Source organism: Pseudomonas sp. S9 (assembly GCF_000222125.1).
GTDB lineage: Bacteria > Pseudomonadota > Gammaproteobacteria > Pseudomonadales > Pseudomonadaceae > Aquipseudomonas > Aquipseudomonas segetis.
Genome location: NZ_AFFX01000012.1, coordinates 50,714 through 67,653 on the forward strand (window position 1 = coordinate 50,714; position 16,940 = coordinate 67,653).

The 16,940-nt window shown below is 57.6% G+C and carries 13 protein-coding genes; 4 read left to right on the plus strand and 9 right to left on the minus strand.

What is annotated here, in order from left to right; genetic code table 11:
- Positions 1 to 182 precede the first annotated feature (182 nt).
- Positions 183 to 824: a GNAT family N-acetyltransferase gene (locus PSES9_RS0120080; protein ID WP_010489991.1), complete on the minus strand. Its 642-nt coding sequence runs from the start codon at positions 822 to 824 to the stop codon at positions 183 to 185.
- A 254-nt stretch (positions 825 to 1,078) separates the two neighbouring features.
- Between PSES9_RS0120080 and xthA the strand changes: the two genes are divergently transcribed.
- The 3 genes from xthA (at position 1,079) to PSES9_RS0120095 (ending at position 5,364) form a co-directional block, all read left to right on the plus strand.
- A complete protein-coding gene (xthA, locus tag PSES9_RS0120085) occupies positions 1,079 to 1,891 on the plus strand; it encodes an exodeoxyribonuclease III (RefSeq protein ID WP_010489993.1) in 813 nt (270 codons plus the stop codon).
- 161 nt (positions 1,892 to 2,052) lie between these two features.
- The gene (locus PSES9_RS0120090) at positions 2,053 to 3,423 is read left to right on the plus strand and encodes a substrate-binding domain-containing protein (protein WP_010489995.1); all 1,371 of its coding nucleotides are present in this window, start codon (positions 2,053 to 2,055) and stop codon (positions 3,421 to 3,423) included.
- Between the two features lie 168 nt (positions 3,424 to 3,591).
- A complete protein-coding gene (locus PSES9_RS0120095) occupies positions 3,592 to 5,364 on the plus strand; it encodes a S8/S53 family peptidase (RefSeq protein ID WP_010489997.1) in 1,773 nt (590 codons plus the stop codon).
- A gap of 42 nt (positions 5,365 to 5,406) precedes the next feature.
- On the opposite strand, the gene PSES9_RS0120100 is transcribed toward PSES9_RS0120095, so the two are convergent.
- Positions 5,407 to 6,636 carry an acyl-CoA dehydrogenase gene (locus PSES9_RS0120100; protein WP_010490000.1) on the minus strand — a complete coding sequence of 410 codons (1,230 nt, stop codon included), beginning with the start codon at positions 6,634 to 6,636 and terminating at the stop codon, positions 5,407 to 5,409.
- Between the two features lie 143 nt (positions 6,637 to 6,779).
- Here PSES9_RS0120100 and PSES9_RS0120105 point away from each other — a divergent pair, with 143 nt between their 5' ends.
- On the plus strand, positions 6,780 to 7,709 hold the full coding sequence (locus PSES9_RS0120105; RefSeq protein ID WP_010490002.1) for a LysR family transcriptional regulator: 930 nt from the start codon (positions 6,780 to 6,782) through the stop codon (positions 7,707 to 7,709).
- Between the two features lie 80 nt (positions 7,710 to 7,789).
- On the opposite strand, the gene PSES9_RS0120110 is transcribed toward PSES9_RS0120105, so the two are convergent.
- The 7 genes from PSES9_RS0120110 to PSES9_RS0120140 all read right to left on the minus strand — a co-directional run bounded on the left by PSES9_RS0120110 (position 7,790) and on the right by PSES9_RS0120140 (position 16,916).
- Positions 7,790 to 8,809 (minus strand): LacI family DNA-binding transcriptional regulator, encoded by a 1,020-nt coding sequence (locus tag PSES9_RS0120110; RefSeq protein WP_010490004.1) that lies wholly within the window; start codon positions 8,807 to 8,809, stop codon positions 7,790 to 7,792.
- Positions 8,810 to 8,921: 112 nt separating this feature from the next.
- The gene (locus tag PSES9_RS0120115; protein WP_010490006.1) at positions 8,922 to 9,935 is read right to left on the minus strand and encodes a TRAP transporter substrate-binding protein; all 1,014 of its coding nucleotides are present in this window, start codon (positions 9,933 to 9,935) and stop codon (positions 8,922 to 8,924) included.
- Positions 9,936 to 10,036: 101 nt separating this feature from the next.
- Entirely contained in the window at positions 10,037 to 11,314 is a 1,278-nt protein-coding gene (locus PSES9_RS0120120) for a TRAP transporter large permease (protein WP_010490008.1), read from the minus strand.
- A 52-nt stretch (positions 11,315 to 11,366) separates the two neighbouring features.
- Positions 11,367 to 12,533, minus strand: coding sequence for a gluconokinase, GntK/IdnK-type (locus PSES9_RS0120125; protein ID WP_010490010.1), 1,167 nt, complete (start codon positions 12,531 to 12,533; stop codon positions 11,367 to 11,369).
- Positions 12,534 to 12,855: 322 nt separating this feature from the next.
- Positions 12,856 to 14,526: an AMP-binding protein gene (locus PSES9_RS0120130; protein WP_010490011.1), complete on the minus strand. Its 1,671-nt coding sequence runs from the start codon at positions 14,524 to 14,526 to the stop codon at positions 12,856 to 12,858.
- A gap of 57 nt (positions 14,527 to 14,583) precedes the next feature.
- Entirely contained in the window at positions 14,584 to 15,711 is a 1,128-nt protein-coding gene (locus PSES9_RS0120135) for an acyl-CoA dehydrogenase family protein (RefSeq protein ID WP_010490014.1), read from the minus strand.
- Entirely contained in the window at positions 15,711 to 16,916 is a 1,206-nt protein-coding gene (locus PSES9_RS0120140) for an acetyl-CoA C-acyltransferase (protein ID WP_010490016.1), read from the minus strand. The genes PSES9_RS0120135 and PSES9_RS0120140 overlap by 1 nt, the downstream gene beginning before the upstream one ends.
- Between the last annotated feature and the right edge of the window lie 24 nt (positions 16,917 to 16,940).

Genomic DNA, 16,940 nt, shown 5'->3' on the forward strand with positions numbered 1-16,940 from the left:
CGAACCTTCACCTAGAGCACTTAAATACACTTAACCACGACTAACTCAGGCACAAACGTACCACCTGATAGAAGGGATCAACCGGGGTGAGCCACTTTTATTCAGAATTGTCACTGTGGAAAACTCAGGCGTCACAACCCACCCCCGGACGACTATCAGTGCGTCCAGTGGTTGGGTCTGTCTCAAGCGCTGGCTTTAGTCACCTGTTGCGGGTTGGGATGCAGGAACACGTGCTCTATGACTGGGCCAATGGCAACCTGACCTATTTCCTCGTAGCCCTGGCGCTGATAGAAGTTGAGGTAGTGTGGATTGCCAGTATCGACCACGATGCCGCCCGAGTTGGGGTCGTCAGCACACCAGTTGTGCAAGGCTTCGAGCAATTGCTCGCCACGGTGCTTGCCCTGGTATTCGGGATGAATACCCAGCAGAGGCAGTACGTGGTAAGTGCCGATCGGCAGGATAGACATCAAGGCCGCATGGTACTCGAGGTAACGCTTGGTGCAGCGAAAACCGGTGGTTAGCAGCATGCGCATGCGCCATGTCCAACTTTCGGTTATGTCGAGCCGACGCTGTGGTGGAGCAATCAAGGCTATACCGATCAAGCGGTCCTCAATCAATAGACCCACTGCCGGCAGGTCCTCACTGAAATGTTTCTGCACAAACTCGCGGATGGTTGCACGAACTCGCTGGTCGAAGCCCGGGCGCTCAGCCTCGAACAAATAGGCAAAGGTTGGTTCAAGCCGGTATGCGTGATAGAGCAATGAGCGCGCTTCTTGAGCATAACCAGAGTCGAGCATGCGAACTTCAGCAGGGCTATTTGGCATCAGTCACGACCTCTTGTCTTTTGAATAATGGGCCTAAGTTTCCACCCTAGCACCGCACAACCAAGCCTGCTAGGAAACCGCTGAAAAACCACCGCGCTCCGGCGTTAAAAGCTGCGCGACATACCTAGAGTCAGGTTGTTCCTTTACCCTCGTCGCGCGCTAGCCTTTGCAGAGGGTTCCACGATGGCTGGCAGCCAGCCCCTCCAATCGGCTAGCATCAGCGGTCTAATCTACAACGCATTGGAGCTGCCGCCATGAAGATTGTTTCCTTCAACATCAACGGCCTGCGCGCCCGCCCGCATCAACTGGCGGCCCTGATTGAAAAGCATCAGCCGGACGTCATTGGCCTGCAAGAGACCAAGGTATCCGACGAGCAATTTCCTGAAGCCGATATTCATGCGCTCGGCTACCAGGTTCATTATCACGGGCAAAAAGGCCACTACGGTGTCGCCCTGCTTTCCCGCCAGGCACCACTGGAGATACACAAGGGGTTTCCCGGCGATGAGGAAGATGCCCAGCGGCGTTTTATCTACGGCACCTTTGCCGATAAAAACGGCAACCCTGTAACCGTGATGAACGGCTACTTCCCCCAAGGCGAAAGCCGCGACCACCCAACCAAGTTTCCAGCCAAGCAGCGTTTCTACGCTGACCTGCAGCAATTGCTGGTCAGCCAGTTCACGCCAGAGCAGTCACTGGTGGTAATGGGCGACATCAATATCTCGCCCGAAGACTGTGACATCGGCATTGGCGAAGTGAACCGCAAGCGCTGGCTGAAAACCGGCAAATGCAGCTTTCTTCCCGAAGAACGCGAATGGCTCGCCACTCTCAAGGGCTGGGGGCTGGTCGACAGCTTCCGCTGGCAAAACCCGGAGGTTGATGACCAGTTCAGTTGGTTCGACTACCGCAGTCGCGGCTTTGAGGATGAACCCAAGCGTGGCCTGCGCATTGATGTAATCCTGGCCAGCGCGCCCCTGCAAGACAGGATCAAGGCAACAGGCATCGATTATGCGCTGCGTGGCATGGAGAAACCCTCGGATCACGCACCTATCTGGCTTGAGCTCGAATAACAGCCCGGGTTGCGCGGCAAGCACAAAACCAAGCTGTCGCGCACCGATCTTTAAGCGAGCGGGTATGTAAAACACACGTATGCAAAACCGCAGCGTCATATCTTCGCAATAATATTGTCTTATCTTCGCGGCACTTCCCACCCATACAAGGTGTTTGCCGCATGTCGCGCGTCCTGCTCGATAATGAATCTGATACATGGAGCCGTGCCTGCTCCCTTATTCTGCTCGGTTTTATCTGCTACGCCCTGCCCTGGTCGGTATTCGCCGCCCAGCAAACCGAGGCTTCGCTGCTGCGCATCCAGGGTTCCAATACCATTGGCGCCAAGCTGGGGCCTGCGCTGGTCAAGGGCATGCTTGAGGCGCAGGGCTACAGTGCTATCAGCCTGCAGCCCGGCAGCGTCGAAAACGAACAGAAGATAGTGGCGACCTCGGACAAGGGCCAAGCGGTTACTGTCGATCTTGCCGCCCACGGTTCAAGCACCGGTTTTGTCGGCCTGCGCGATGGCAGCGCCGACATTGCGGCGGCTTCACGGCCGATCAAGGATGCTGAAGTCGCCAGCCTCGCCAACCTGGGCGACATGAAAAGCCGCGATGCCGAGCAGGTAATCGCCATTGATGGACTGGCCATCATCCTGCACCCGAGCAACCCAATAAGCTCATTGCGCACCGATCAATTGGCGCAGGTGTTTTCCGGGGAAATCAGCAACTGGGAGCAATTGGGCGGCCCGCCTGGTGAAATCCACTTGTATGCGCGTGATGACAACTCCGGCACCTATGACACCTTCAAGGAATTGGTGCTCAGCGCCAACGGCAAGTCGTTGGCGGCGTCCGCCAGACGATTTGAGTCAAACGACAAGCTTTCCGACACTGTCAGCAGCGATCCGCAAGGCATAGGTTTCACCGGCCTGCCCTCTATTCGTCAGGCCAAGGCCCTGGCCATCGCCAGCGGCGAATCACAACCCATGCTGCCGACACGCACGGCGATTGCCACCGAGGACTATCCATTATCGCGACGCCTGTACCTCTACAACCCGCCAAATCAAAGCAAGCCCTGGGTCAATGCACTGGTCAACTTTGCGCACAGCCCACGCGGCCAAGCCATAGTTGCGCAAAATGGCTTTATTTCGCAGACAGTCAGCGCGGTCAAGGTAAGCCCCACGAATGATATGCCCGATGCTTATCAGCAACTGAGCACTGATGCCCAGCGGCTGTCCGTCAACTTTCGCTTTGCCGAAGGTAGCGCCGACCTGGATAACAAGGCCTTGCGTGACCTCAATCGTGTCATGGACTACCTGACTGTCCACGACAAGCTGCACCAGAAGGTGGTGCTGGCCGGCTTTGGCGACCCAAAGTCCGACCCGGCCCGTGCCGAGTTGCTGTCCAAGTTGCGCGCCATGGCTGTTCGCCGCGAACTGGCCAGGCAAGGCGTCATCTTCAAAGACATCATCGGCCTCGGTGATGTGCTGCCCGTCGCCGCCAATGACTCCGAAGGCCGGATCAAAAACCGTCGGGTTGAAGTCTGGGTTTACTGAAATCACACAAGCCCCTATGCCTGAGGCCTGTTGTCCACGGGCCTTTGTGCGGGACCTGGGCTTTGGCAAAGGAGATTATTGAAACATTCATTGTTCTGACGGTCGGAATAACATCAAGCGCAGCGGAGCCATGGTTGCGCAAGCTCAACGCTCAAGCCGGAGTCGTCAATGAGTCATGTTGTTCCAACCCTTTGCAAATCCCTGCCTGCCCTGTTGATTGCAATGCTTGCACTTGATGCCTCAGCGGCCGACCCAATCCGTATCCAGCAACTGCAGCGCTGCGGTGACCTGCTGGAAACCAAAAAGCAGTCATTCTGCCTGCGCGTCAAGGGCCTGCAGCCTGGCGCCAGGAAGGTGCGCCTCAATGGCGTGGCGCTTGCCGATAAACAGTTAAGCGGTGAAGGCGAAGACCTGCGGCTGCAATTAGAAACCGACGGCAAGAAAAGCGGGCCCTTGGTGCTGGAGCAACAGGGCCGACAGAGCAATCCGGTCTGGTTGTCTTTGGCCAGCAGCCACGTGGTGGCGGCCACTGCCGATGAAGTGGCGAAGAACATGGATGGCCTGACTTCCTATGTCGACCTGATCAGCCTGGTGATCGAAGAAGATTACGATGGCGCCAAACAAGCGCAGCGCCTGGCAGAAAAGTACGGTGCCAAAGTGGTCGGCATGATTCCTCCGCTGAACACCTATCAACTGCGCCTCAAGGCCAAGAATCTTGATGAGCGCGATGCCACGGTATTGCGTCTTGGCGGTGAAGTCAGTGTCGATGCGGTTGTCATAGAAGAGTCTGGCGCAGAAAAAAGCATCGAGACAGATGCTGACAAGGCGCCTGCAAAAGACAATCAGGAATGGGCGTCCAACCGTTTCCTTGATGCGGTGAATTTTTATCAGCGGCGCTTGCAACGCGAAACCGGCGGACTCAAGACCCACCCCGTGCGCATAGGCGTGATCGAGCGCGACGTTGATTTTGATTCGCCGGACTTCAGCGACTATATCGGCGACAATTGCCGCTCCGACAGCAAGCGGCTGTGCCTGTATGCACGCGATGCAGACAAGCCAAGCGGCCATGGCACCACGGTTAGCGGCATTCTCGCTGCGGCCTGGGATAAAGGCGGCAACAGCGGCTTCTTGCGCGGCCTGGATGATGTCGGCCCAGGTTTCGATGTCATAGTCGCGCGCGACTCCGATGCCGGCATCACCGCCAACATAGCTGCCTCGGTCAATCTGGTCGAAGACGGTGTACAGGTGCTCAACTGGAGCTGGGGGATTCATCGCGTGGGCGCCATTGATGTCAACGGTGACCCCATCGACTCGCTGGTACGTTCCGGTATTGCCATGAGTGGTTATGAAGAGCTGCTCGAGGAGTTTTTCCTCTGGCTGCGTGAAGAACATCCCGATGTAGTGGTGGTCAACTCGGCGGGTAATGGCTCGTCGTTCTCTGGTCGCGATGAGTATCGACTGCCTTCGTCCTTTGTTACCGACCAGCTCTTTGTGGTCGGCGGCCATCAACGCAGTAATAAAGACGTACCGGTCAAGGATCCGGCCTATGCCACAAAGCGCAAGGCTTCCAATATCGACATGCGCGTGGACATCACCGCTGCCGCCTGCGTACACGCCTCAACCGCAAAGGCTGACGAGGAAGGCGATGTGCATTGCGGTACCTCATACGCCACTCCGCTGGTCGCTGGTTTGCTGGCCGCCATGCTGTCGATCAACCCGGAACTGGAACCCGACCAACTGCGTATGTTGCTGCGCCGCAGCGCCATGACCATAGGCGAGGAATACGACTTCGAACCCACCGAAGGTGACGACCTCACCGCGCCCATATTGCCATCCGAGCGCGCCAACGAGCTTAACAACCCCGACGTGGGTCACTCAGCCAGGCTGGACATGTACAAGGCGCTGGACCTGACCGTGCAGAGCCTGGATCGCGTTCGTTGATTGCTCCAAGCCAGGCGCCGGGCGCCTGGCTGTTACCGAGGCCTAGCGCGTGGCATTCATCGCTTCGCGAGAGATGTACTTGCCAATCTCGAACTTGCCGATGGCGGCGCGATGAACCTCGTCCGGGCCGTCGGCCAGACGCAAGGTGCGTTGCATGGCGTACCAGTAAGCCAGTGGAAAATCATTGCTGACTCCTGCTCCACCGTGCATCTGGATCGCGCGGTCGATGACTTTCAAGGCAACATTCGGGGCAACCACCTTGATCTGGGCAATTTCGCTGGCCGCGACCTTGTTGCCGACGGTGTCCATCATATAGGCCGCGTTGAGGGTCAACAGGCGTGCCATGTTGATCTCCATACGCGAATTGGCGATGTGATCAATATTGCCGCCCAGACGGGCCAGGGGTTTACCAAAGGCACTGCGTTCAATCGAGCGCTCGCACATCAACTTCAGCGCACGCTCAGCCATGCCGATCGAGCGCATGCAGTGGTGAATGCGCCCCGGGCCAAGACGACCTTGAGCGATCTCGAAGCCACGCCCCTCACCCAACAGGACATTCTCGTAGGGCACCCGGACATTCTCGAACACCATCTCGGCGTGACCGTGCGGCGCGTCGTCATAACCAAAAACCGGCAAAGGACGGATGACTTTCACGCCTGGGGTGTCCATCGGCACCAGAATCATCGAGTGCTGTTGATGACGCGGGCCATCGGGATTGGTCAAGCCCATGAATATCAGGATCTTGCAGCGTGGATCGCAAGCGCCGGATTTCCACCATTTACGGCCATTGATGACCCACTCGTCACCGTCACGCACAGCCGATGCCTGCATGTTGGTGGCATCGGACGAAGCCACCTGCGGCTCGGTCATGGCAAAGGCCGAGCGAATCTCGCCGCTGAGCAAGGGTGCCAGCCATTGTTGTTTTTGCGCCTCGTTGGCGTAACGCACCAGGACTTCCATATTGCCGGTATCCGGTGCGGCGCAGTTGAAAGGCTCGGGACCGATCAGCGAACTGCCCATGATTTCAGCCAGTGGCGCGTATTCGGTATTGGTCAGCCCTGCCCCAAGTTCAGAGTCCGGCAGAAAGAGGTTCCACAAGCCTTCGGCCTTGGCCTTGGCCTTGAGCTCTTCCATGATTGCGGTCGGCTGCCAGCGGTCTCCCTCACCGACCTGCTGTTCAAACACAGCTTCGGCAGGATAGACATGAGCCTCCATGAACGCTGTGACGCGCTCACGCAGTTCCTGAACTTTGGGCGAATAGGCGAAATCCATGGGCGCTACCTTTTGACGTTTGGCTTTAAATAAATTGACTGAAAATTATGCTAGATCACAGATGAAAATTTACCTAAGCTATTTTCACTGTGTATAAACATTCATCACCGATATATGATTCACTGCCTCGGAGTTACCACGGAATGAATCTCAACAAGGTCGACCTGAACCTCTTTGTCGTCTTCGATGCAATCTATACCGAGGCTAACCTGACTCGCGCCGGTCAGATTGTCGGTATCACCCAGCCTGCGGTTTCCAACGCCTTGGCACGCTTGCGCGAGACCTTCAACGATCCCTTGTTCGTGCGTACTGCCCAAGGCATGGTGCCGACGCCGATGTCGCAAAACATCATCGGGCCGGTACGCAATGCCCTCCAGCAACTGCGCATATCGGTGCAGGAAAGCCGTACCTTCAACCCCGCCCAAGCCAACAAGACCTACCGCATCAGCATGACGGACCTCAGCGAGGCAATGGTTTTCCCTGTGCTTTTCCAGCGCCTGCGTCGCCTCGCGCCCAAGGTCTGCATCGAAAGCATGCTGGCACGCCGTCGTGAAACGACCAAGGAGCTGGCGGCTGGCCGCCTGGACTTCGCCATTGACGCCCCGCTCAATACCGACCCGCAGGTGCGTCACGTCAAGCTACTGGAAGACCGCTACGTCTGCGCACTGCGTAAAAACCATCCGCTGGCCAAGGACAAGATCAGCCTTGAGGAATACCTGTCGCTAAGCCACATCCACATTTCCAGTCGGCGCAGTGGCTTGGGCTATATCGACCTGGCCCTGGGTAAAATGGGAATTCAGCGCAAGATTGCCCTGCGCTCCCAGCATTACCTGATGGCCAATACGGTTCTACAAAACACCGATATGGCGATGACAGTGCCGGAGCGCTTCGCTCGTAGCAACGAACTGCACTATATCCAGCTACCGGTGAAGGAAATGCCAACCCTGGAAACCCATCTGTACTGGCACGAAAGCACGGACCAGGACCCGGCCAACCGCTGGATGCGTGAGCAGATCATCGAGATTTGCCAGCAAGTGACCTTGCGCGAAAAACAGGCCGAAAAAGCCGAGTAATCAGGCGTGCAGCTTTAACTGAAACCAGTATTGCCCCTCAGGGGACAATCCATTGCTTGGCGTGGCGGCAACCTGGCGTTTCAGGCGCTGTCGCGCATCACGATTTCAAACCCCACATCCACCCGTGGCTCCTTGGGTTTCTCGCCGCGCATCAGGCTCAGGAGCATGTCGGCAGCCAATTCGCCAACCTTGCCGCGGGTCGTGCGTACGGTTGTCAACGCAGGATGTACCCAGGCGGCGGCAGGCAGGTCATTGAACCCGGCAATGGCCAGGCGTTGCGGCACGGCAAGTTCCAACTGCCGCGCTCGGAACAAGGCGCCAAATGCCAAGTCGTCATTGTTGAAGAACACGGCATCGGTTTGCGGATGCTGCTCAAGCAAGCGGTCGAGCAACTCTGCACCCAGCCCAATCGACGAGGCGGCAGGTGTCAGCATTTCCAGCGCCGGGTTGTAGCGCCCCGCCTCGCGCATGGCCTGGCGATAACCTTCGGCACGCTGCAAGGTCCGTGGGTCGAGTTGCGCGGCGGCAAAGGCGATATGCTTGTAACCGCGTTCAATCAATGCCCGGGTCATGGCCGCACCGGCTTCAAACTGCGAGAAACCAACACAGTAATCATCCGCCGACTGGCTCAGCTCCATCATTGTCACTATGGGGCCGTGGTAGTTGGCAAGCACTTCACGGGCAATGCCACTGCGCTCAAAGCCGGTCAAGAGCAGTCCGGCGGGCTGATGTGCCAGAAACGAACGTAACAGCCGTTCGTCTTCAGCTTCGCTGTAGTGGCTGACCCCAATCATCATCTCGAAACCTGCGGGCATCAGGACCCGCTGAATGGCTTCGGCGGTATCGACAAATACCGAGTTGGACAATGACGGAAGAATTGCCGCGACCAGGTTCGAGCGTGAACTGGCCAGCGCCCGCGCCGCTGAATGCGGCACATAGCCAAGTGTTTTCACGGCTTGCATAACCTGTTCACGCAAGGCATCGGAAACCCGCTCAGGCTGCGACAGGGCCCGAGATGCAGACATCAATGAACAACCTGCAGCCTTGGCTACATCATTTAAAGTGACGCGCTCCGCTGTGCGGCGACGACGCTGACTCATAAACTTGGCTCTTATTCGGGGAAGCAGTTCAAACGGCCAGCAATATTAGCAAGACATCAACCCCCACCGCTGCATGGTTGATAATTCAGCATGCAACGGTGGCATCGAATGTTTACTGGGCTGCTTTCTTGACCTCGGCCTGAACCTGGTCGAACAGTTGCTGGCCAACGGTATCGGTCACTTGCTGGATTGCCGGCTGCGCCTTTTCACGCATGCGCTCGATCTCTGCAGGGCTGATTTCATTGATTTGCATGCCGTTCTCTTTCAACTGGGCCAAGGCCTTGGCTGCTTCCTCACGTGTGTCCTTGCGCTCAAAGTCACGGGCTTTGACAGCGGCCTGCATGATGATGTCTTGCTCGGTCTTGGACAGCCCATCCCACCAGCGCTTGGATGCGGTGACAATCCATGGGCTGTACACGTGATTGGTGATGGTCAGGTACTTCTGCACCTCAAAGAACTTCGAAGACAGGATAGTGTTGAACGGGTTTTCCTGACCGTCCACGGCCTTGGTCTCCAGCGCGGTAAACAGCTCCGAGAACGGCAGCGGCACGGCGTTTGCGCCCATCAACTTGAAGGTTTCGAGGAACACCGGGTTTGGCATCACACGCAGCTTGATACCGTCGAAATCTTCCATTTTATTGATTGGACGCACGTTGTTGGTCATGTTGCGGAAGCCGTTTTCCCAATAGACCAGGCCTACCAGGCCTTTGTCTTCGAGCTTGTCCATGATTTCGCGGCCAACCGGACCATCAAGCACCTTGTCAGCCTGCTCGGCGCTGCTGAACAGGAACGGCGTATCCCAAACGGCCATTTCCTTGCTGATGCCGACCAAGGTGGCAGTCGAGCCAACCATCATTTCCTGGGCGCCACCGATCAGCGCATTTTGCATCTGGTTATCCGGGCCGAGGCTGGCGGCGCCAAAGGTACGTACTTTCAGCTTGCCGCCAGAAGCCTTGGCCACCTCTTCGGCAAGCAGCTTGGCTGCACGCCCCTGGTTGCTGTCTTCGTTGAGGCCGTAGCCAAAACGGATCATGCGCGGACGGATGTCGTCAGCGTGGGCGGCAAAGGTTGCCAGTGGGCTAAGCAGAACTGCGGCAGTCAAGCCGGCGATCAGTGTACGTCTCATGGTTTGCACCTTTTTTGTTGTTGAATGAGTCGGGCCAACAGCATTGAAGCCAGTGTTTTATGCGCCCGTTGCCAGGCGCACGATGGGCAAAGCTGCCAAGGTCAGCGCAGCCAGGCCAGGGGTACCGTGACAATCGCCGGGAACGCGATCAGCAGCAGCACTATTGCCAGGTAAATCAGGAAAAACGGCATGACACCACGCACCAGTATTTCCATGCGCAACTTGCCGATACCACCCACCACGTTGAGTACAGTGCCAACTGGTGGCGTAATCAGGCCAATTGAACCGATCAACACGAACATCACCCCGAAATACACAGGGTTGACCCCGGCCTTGGCGGCAATTGGCGCCAGCACCGGTGCCAGGATCAAGATGGTCGGCGTCAGGTCAAGCACCATGCCGATGGCGATCATCAACAGCATGATCGCAGCCACCAGCAGGCGCGGATGGTCGGCCAGCGGGCCAAGCATCGAGGCAATCTCGTCCGGTAGCTGAGCCAGCGTCACCATGTAGGCAGACACAGTTGCAGCGGCGCATAGGAACATAACCGAGGCCGTTGTGCGGCTGGCACGGGTCATGGCCTCGATCAGTGTTTTCCAATCGAGTTCGCGATAAAGCAGGGTCGAGACCGCCAAGGCATAGGTCGCAGCGACAACGGCCGCTTCGGTTGGAGTAAAGATGCCGAAACGCAGGCCGCCAACAATAATCACCGGCAACATCAGGGCCGAGGCACCGTCGATCAATGCTGCACGGCGCACCGCCTTACTGGCTTTAGGTGGCGATGGCTCAGTGAAACCACGGGCAATCAACGTCCAGGCGAAAATCAAACCGGCGCCCATGATCAAGCCAGGCACCAGGCCCGCCATAAACAGTTGGCTGATCGAGGTGTTGGTCACCACGCCGTAGATCACGAATGGCATTGAAGGCGGGATGATAGGCGCGATGATCCCGCCGGCAGCCACCAAGCCTGCCGAGGAATGCAGCGGGTAGCCACGTTGGCGCATCATCGGCAGTAGCAAGGTGGCCAGTGCGGCGGTATCGGCCAGGGCTGAACCGGACATGCTGGCCAGCAACACGGCTGCAGCAATGGCCACAAAACCCAGGCCGCCGCGCTTATGGCCGACAAAAGCTTGGGCCATGGTGATAATCCGCCGCGAAATGCCGCCGGCATTCATCAACTCGCCCGCGAGTATGAAGAACGGAACGGCCAGCAGCGGAAAACTATCAGCGCCCGCCAACAGGTTTTGTGCAAGTAATTGTACGTCCCAGAAGTCCAGGTACCACATCAGCACTGCGCCGGTGAGCATCAGGGCAAATGCGATCGGCATGCCAAATGCCATGAAACCAAGCAGTGAAGAAAGGAAAACGGCAACCGTCATGTGCGTGTCCTCGGTGGGCGTTGCCCGTTGTTCTTATGGGTGGATATGGCGGTTAATCAATGGTGACATTGGCTGTTGCATTGGCCAGCGACTGGTCTCTACGCCAGACATTGACCAGTTGCACCATCGCCAGCAGCACCAGCACAGCCATGCTTGCCAGCACCGGCAGCATGGCGATCGCCAGCGGATAACCCACCACCGGGCTGGTATTGCTCCAGCCGTATTGCATCTGTCCCCAAGCGCCCTTGACTGAAACCGCCCTGGCCGCCGCAACCAGCAGCCAACTCAGTGAATCTATGAGTTGGCGCATCAGGTGCGGGAAGCGATCACGAATCAGGGTAAAACTCATCAGTTCGCCACGACGCATGCTTGATGCCACGCCGACGAACACCAGCCAGACAAAGGCCAACCGTGACAACTCTTCGGCGCCGGCCCAGCCGGTGCCAAATGCATAGCGCAGCACCACGTTGCTGAATACCACTATGACCATGAACGCCATGAGCGCCGCCATCATCATGTCGGTTATTTTGTCGAACATCAGCGCAACACCGCCGGTATAGATAGGCTCACCGGTCAAGCGAGCCCCCTCGTGCTGTTCGTTTACGCTTTGTGCGGACTCGGCATTGTTAGCGCTATCAAATTCAGCGCTATGATCAACCGATTCAGCCAGCAAGCGCTGCTCATTGTGTTGGGCCCAACTGACGATGGCTGCCACCACGGCTTCACGGCTTTGACTGGCATCGACCGTCAATACCCCGCTTTCGTTTGCCGGGGATTCAAGGGTGGCAAACTGGCTGTCGACCAGCGAGGTCGGCATGAAGTGCCCCGGACGAGCCCCCACGCGCTCCAACGCAGTGGCGTGGTCGATCTCCAGGTGAGCAAAGTGCAGGTCGTCGATCGCCGCGCGCAACTGCTCACGGTAGCTGTTTTTCAGTGCCGAGCAGGCCAGGACAAAGCCGTTGCCTGAGGCTTGAACAGCCTGCATTTCGGCAATCAGGGCATCGAGCCACACTTTGCGATTTTCATCACTCAGCGCAATACCAGCACTCATGCGCTGAACATTTTCATCGGGGTGGAACAGGTCGGCTTCGATATGTTGCAAACCGAGTGCACTGGCGACTGCACGGCTGATATCACTTTTACCTGAACCGCTGACACCCATGACCACGAGTGCTTGCATAGCTGGCTCAGCGCCCTGGGCAGGAAGGCTGGTTTTCATTCATGTCTCCGGCACGCTGTCGCTGCAGCGCTATTTTGTTTGCGCAGATGTTAGCGCTACCAAATTTATCAGGCAAGTAAAAATATTAATCCGGGGCAGATGGGCTTATGGAGAATAATCAACGGAACATGGCTGATAAAGGCGCGTCAGCCGCCTGAAAGCCACCAGCATCAACTTATTAAATAGGATTAGATATATAGCTTAACTAATTGTTTTTAATGAATATAAAAAAGTTAATGTGAATTCTAGAATAGACTCAAGCTGTCAACACGGCGCTTGCCTGCATACCCAAGCGCCGCTGATCCTGTCCTACGCCTTTAGTCTACAAACCCAGCTCGGCAATGGTCTGCTCGCGCATCCGGAACTTCTGAATCTTGCCGGTTACCGTCATCGGAAACTCATCCACGAAGCGGTAGTAACGTGGCACCTTGAAATAGGCAATATTGGCTTTGCAGTACTCGCGCAACTGGTTTTCATCACAACCACTGCCTGGATGCAGCTTGATCCAGACCGCGATCTCTTCACCGTATTTGCTATCGGGCACACCTATCACCTGCACATCGGCAATGGCAGCATGGGTGAACAGAAACTCCTCGATCTCCCGCGGATAGATATTCTCGCCTCCGCGAATGATCATGTCCTTGCTGCGCCCGACGATGCGTACATAGCCCTGCTCGTCCATCACCGCCAGGTCGCCGGTGTGCATCCAGCCTTCGGTGTCGATCGCCTCGGCACTGGCCTGCGGGTTGTTCCAGTAGCCAAGCATCACGCTGTAGCCCCGGGTACAGAGCTCGCCAGTCTGCCCACGCGAAACAATAGCGCCCTGCTCGTCGATGATTTTACTTTCGAGCTGTGGCTGCGTGCGCCCCACGCTGGTAACCCGAACCTCAAGCGCATCATCCGCAGCGGTTTGCAGCGACACCGGGCTGGTTTCGGTCATGCCATAGGCAATCTGCACCTCACTCATGTGCAATTCCTTGATTACCCGGCGCATTACCTCGATCGGACAGGTTGCCCCGGCCATGATTCCAGTGCGCAGCGAGCTTAGGTCAAATGCCTTGAGACGTGGATGATCCAGTTCGGCGATAAACATGGTTGGCACGCCGTACAACACCGTGGCGCGCTCTTGGGCCACCGCTTGCAGGCTTGCCTCAGGCTCGAAGCCGGCACAGGGATAAATCATGGTCGAGCCGTGCGTCACACAGCCGAGATTGCCCATGACCATGCCAAAACAGTGATACAGCGGCACCGGTATCACCATTCGGTCATGCTCGCTCAAGCCCAGGCTTTCACCGACCATATAACCATTATTGAGGATATTGAAATGGCTCAAGGTCGCACCTTTGGGTGCGCCTGTGGTGCCCGAGGTGTACTGGATGTTAATGGCCTGCTCGCAGTGCAGCGTGGCTTGGCGTGCAGCCAACTGCTCAGCGTTCACAGTTTCGGCAAGCTCGGCCAGTTCACGCCAGTGCAGAAAGCCGGCTGGTGCCTGATCCGCCAGGCTGATCACACCGCGCAATTCCGGCAAACGACTGCTTGCCAACTGGCCCGGGCTGCTGCTCGCCAACTCCGGCAGCAGCTCGGCCAGCATGGCGTGGTAATCGGATGTCTTGAACGCATCGGCACAGACCAGCCACTTGCAACCCGATTGCTTGAGCGCGTATTCCAACTCGGAGCAGCGATAAGCCGGATTGATATTGACCAGCACCGCACCGACCTTGGCGCTGGCAAATTGGCTGATGCACCACTGCGCGCAATTGGGTGCCCAGATGCCCAGCCTGTCGCCGGCCTCGATACCCAACGCCATAAAGGCCCGCGCCGCCCGGTTGACCTCCGCCGCCAACTGCCTCCAACTGTAACGCAGTTGCTGATGCACCACGATCAAGGCATCGCGCTCGGCAAAGCGAGTCGCGCTGCTATCGAATGCCTCGCCAATGGTCATGGCCAACAATGCTTTTTCACGGGGTCCCTGGGTATAACTCGGGGCTGTCATTGGATACCTTTCTTATTAGGAGTTGTATAGAGCTTTCAGACCTCTGCCTGCAGCCAGTCAAAAACCGCGAGCAATGACCATGCGCTGAATATCGCTGGTGCCTTCGTATATCTGACACACCCGCACATCGCGGTAGATCCGCTCCACCGGAAAGTCTTTCAGGTAGCCGTAGCCACCAAGGGTCTGAATCGCCGCCGAGCAGACACGCTCGGCCATTTCCGAGGCAAACAGCTTGGCCATAGAGGCTTCCGTCAGGCAAGGCAGGCCTGCCTGGCGCAAGGTGGCTGCATGCAAGACCATCTGCCGGGCGACTGCGATCTCTGTGGCCATGTCCGCCAAGCGGAAAGCCACGGCCTGATGCTCGATAATTGGCTTGCCGAAGGTCTCGCGCTCATGGGCATATTCCCGCGCGGCCTCAAATGCGGCGCGGGCCATGCCGACTGCCTGGGAGGCGATACCAATGCGCCCGCCCTCCAGGTTGCTCAGGGCGATCTTGTAGCCCTCGCCCTCCTCGCCAAGGCGCAGGCTGGCCGGGATGCGCATGTCGTCGAATTGCAGCTGGCAGGTGTCCGAAGCGTGCTGGCCAAGCTTTTCTTCAACCCGGCTGACGCTAAACCCAGGCGTGTCGGTCGGCACGATAAACGCAGAAATACCACGCTTGCCGAGGCTTGCATCGGTCACGGCAAAGACGATCACCACACCGGCATGGCTGCCAGAGGTGATGAATTGCTTGCTGCCATTGAGCAGGTAATGGTCGCCATCACGTTGCGCCCTGGTGCGCAAAAAGCTTGCGTCGGAGCCTGCTTGCGGTTCAGTCAGGGCAAATGCACCAATCATCGTGCCTTGCGCCAAGGGCAGCAGGTAATCGCGCTTTTGCTGCTCGCTGCCGTATTTCAGGATCGGCATGCATCCCACGGAGTTGTGCACGCTCATGATGGTTGAGCAGGCGCCATCACCAGCGGCGATTTCCTCCAGCGCCATGGCATAGGCAACCTGGCCGGTATCGGCGCCACCCCATTGCTCCGGCACCAACATGCCGAGAAACCCCAGTTCGGCCATCTCACGCAATGCTTCTGCCGGAAAACGATGCTCGCGATCCCATTGTGCCGCAAAGGGCTTAAGACGCTCCTGGGCAAACTGGCGGGCAACGTCGCGGATCTGCAACTCTTCGTCTGATGGAATCATCAATTGGCTCCCTTGCTCACCAACTCGACAGCGACGGCAGTGGCCTCGCCACCACCGATGCACACCGAAGCCACTCCGCGCGTCAGCCCGCGTTGTTGCAGGGCATGGAGCAAGGTCACGATGACCCGCGCACCGGATGCACCAATCGGGTGGCCCAGGGCGCAAGCGCCGCCATGCACATTGACCTTGTCATGGGAAATTGCCAGGTCACGCATGGCCGCCATTGGCACTACGGCGAAGGCTTCATTGATCTCGAACAGGTCAACCTGATCCAGGGTCCAGCCCGTGCGCTTCATCAAGGCCCTGATGGCCCCAACCGGTGCCGTGGCAAATAACCCCGGAGCCTGGGCATGGGAGCTATGCCCGACAACGATTGCCAGCGGTTTCAGCCCGCGCTTTTCAGCCTGTGAACGGCGCATCAGCACCAAGGCTGCCGCGCCATCCGAAATGGAACTGGCGTTAGCCGCCGTTACCGTGCCGCCGTCACGAAAGGCAGGTTTCAAGCTCGGGATTTTTTCCAACCTGGCCTTTGGCGGCTGTTCATCGCAGGTCACGCTAAGCGTTTCGCGTTTGGTTTTGACTTCAACCGCCGCAATCTCCGCCTCGAAATGCCCCTGCTCCATCGCAGCTTGCGCACGCTTTAGGGAACTGATTGCATACTCATCTTGCTGCTCACGGCTAAAACCATAGCTTTGTGCACAATCTTCGGCGAACGTGCCCATTAGACGGCCTTTTTCATAGGCATCTTCCAGGCCGTCAAGGAACATATGATCAAGCACACGGCCGTGGCCCATGCGGTAGCCGGCCCGGGCCTTGTCCAGTAAATACGGTGCGCTGGACATGCTTTCCATGCCGCCAGCTACCAGCACCTCGGCGCTGCCAGCCAACAGTGAATCATGGGCAAGCATCACCGACTTCATGCCTGAGCCACACATCTTGTTCAATGTCGAACAGACGGTACCCTCATCAAGCCCGGCACCCAATGCTGCCTGCCGCGCCGGGGCCTGGCCCTGGCCCGCCTGGAGTACGCAGCCCATGATCACTTCATCAACGCCATCATTGGCTAAGCCTGCGCGCTTTACCGCCGCGCGAATGGCGGTGGCGCCAAGCTCTGCGCAACTGATGCTGCCCAAATCCCCCATAAAACCGCCCATTGGCGTGCGTGCGGCACTGACAATGACGACTGGATCGCTATTGGTGTTCATCTGCGGACTCCTGTTGTTCGGGGG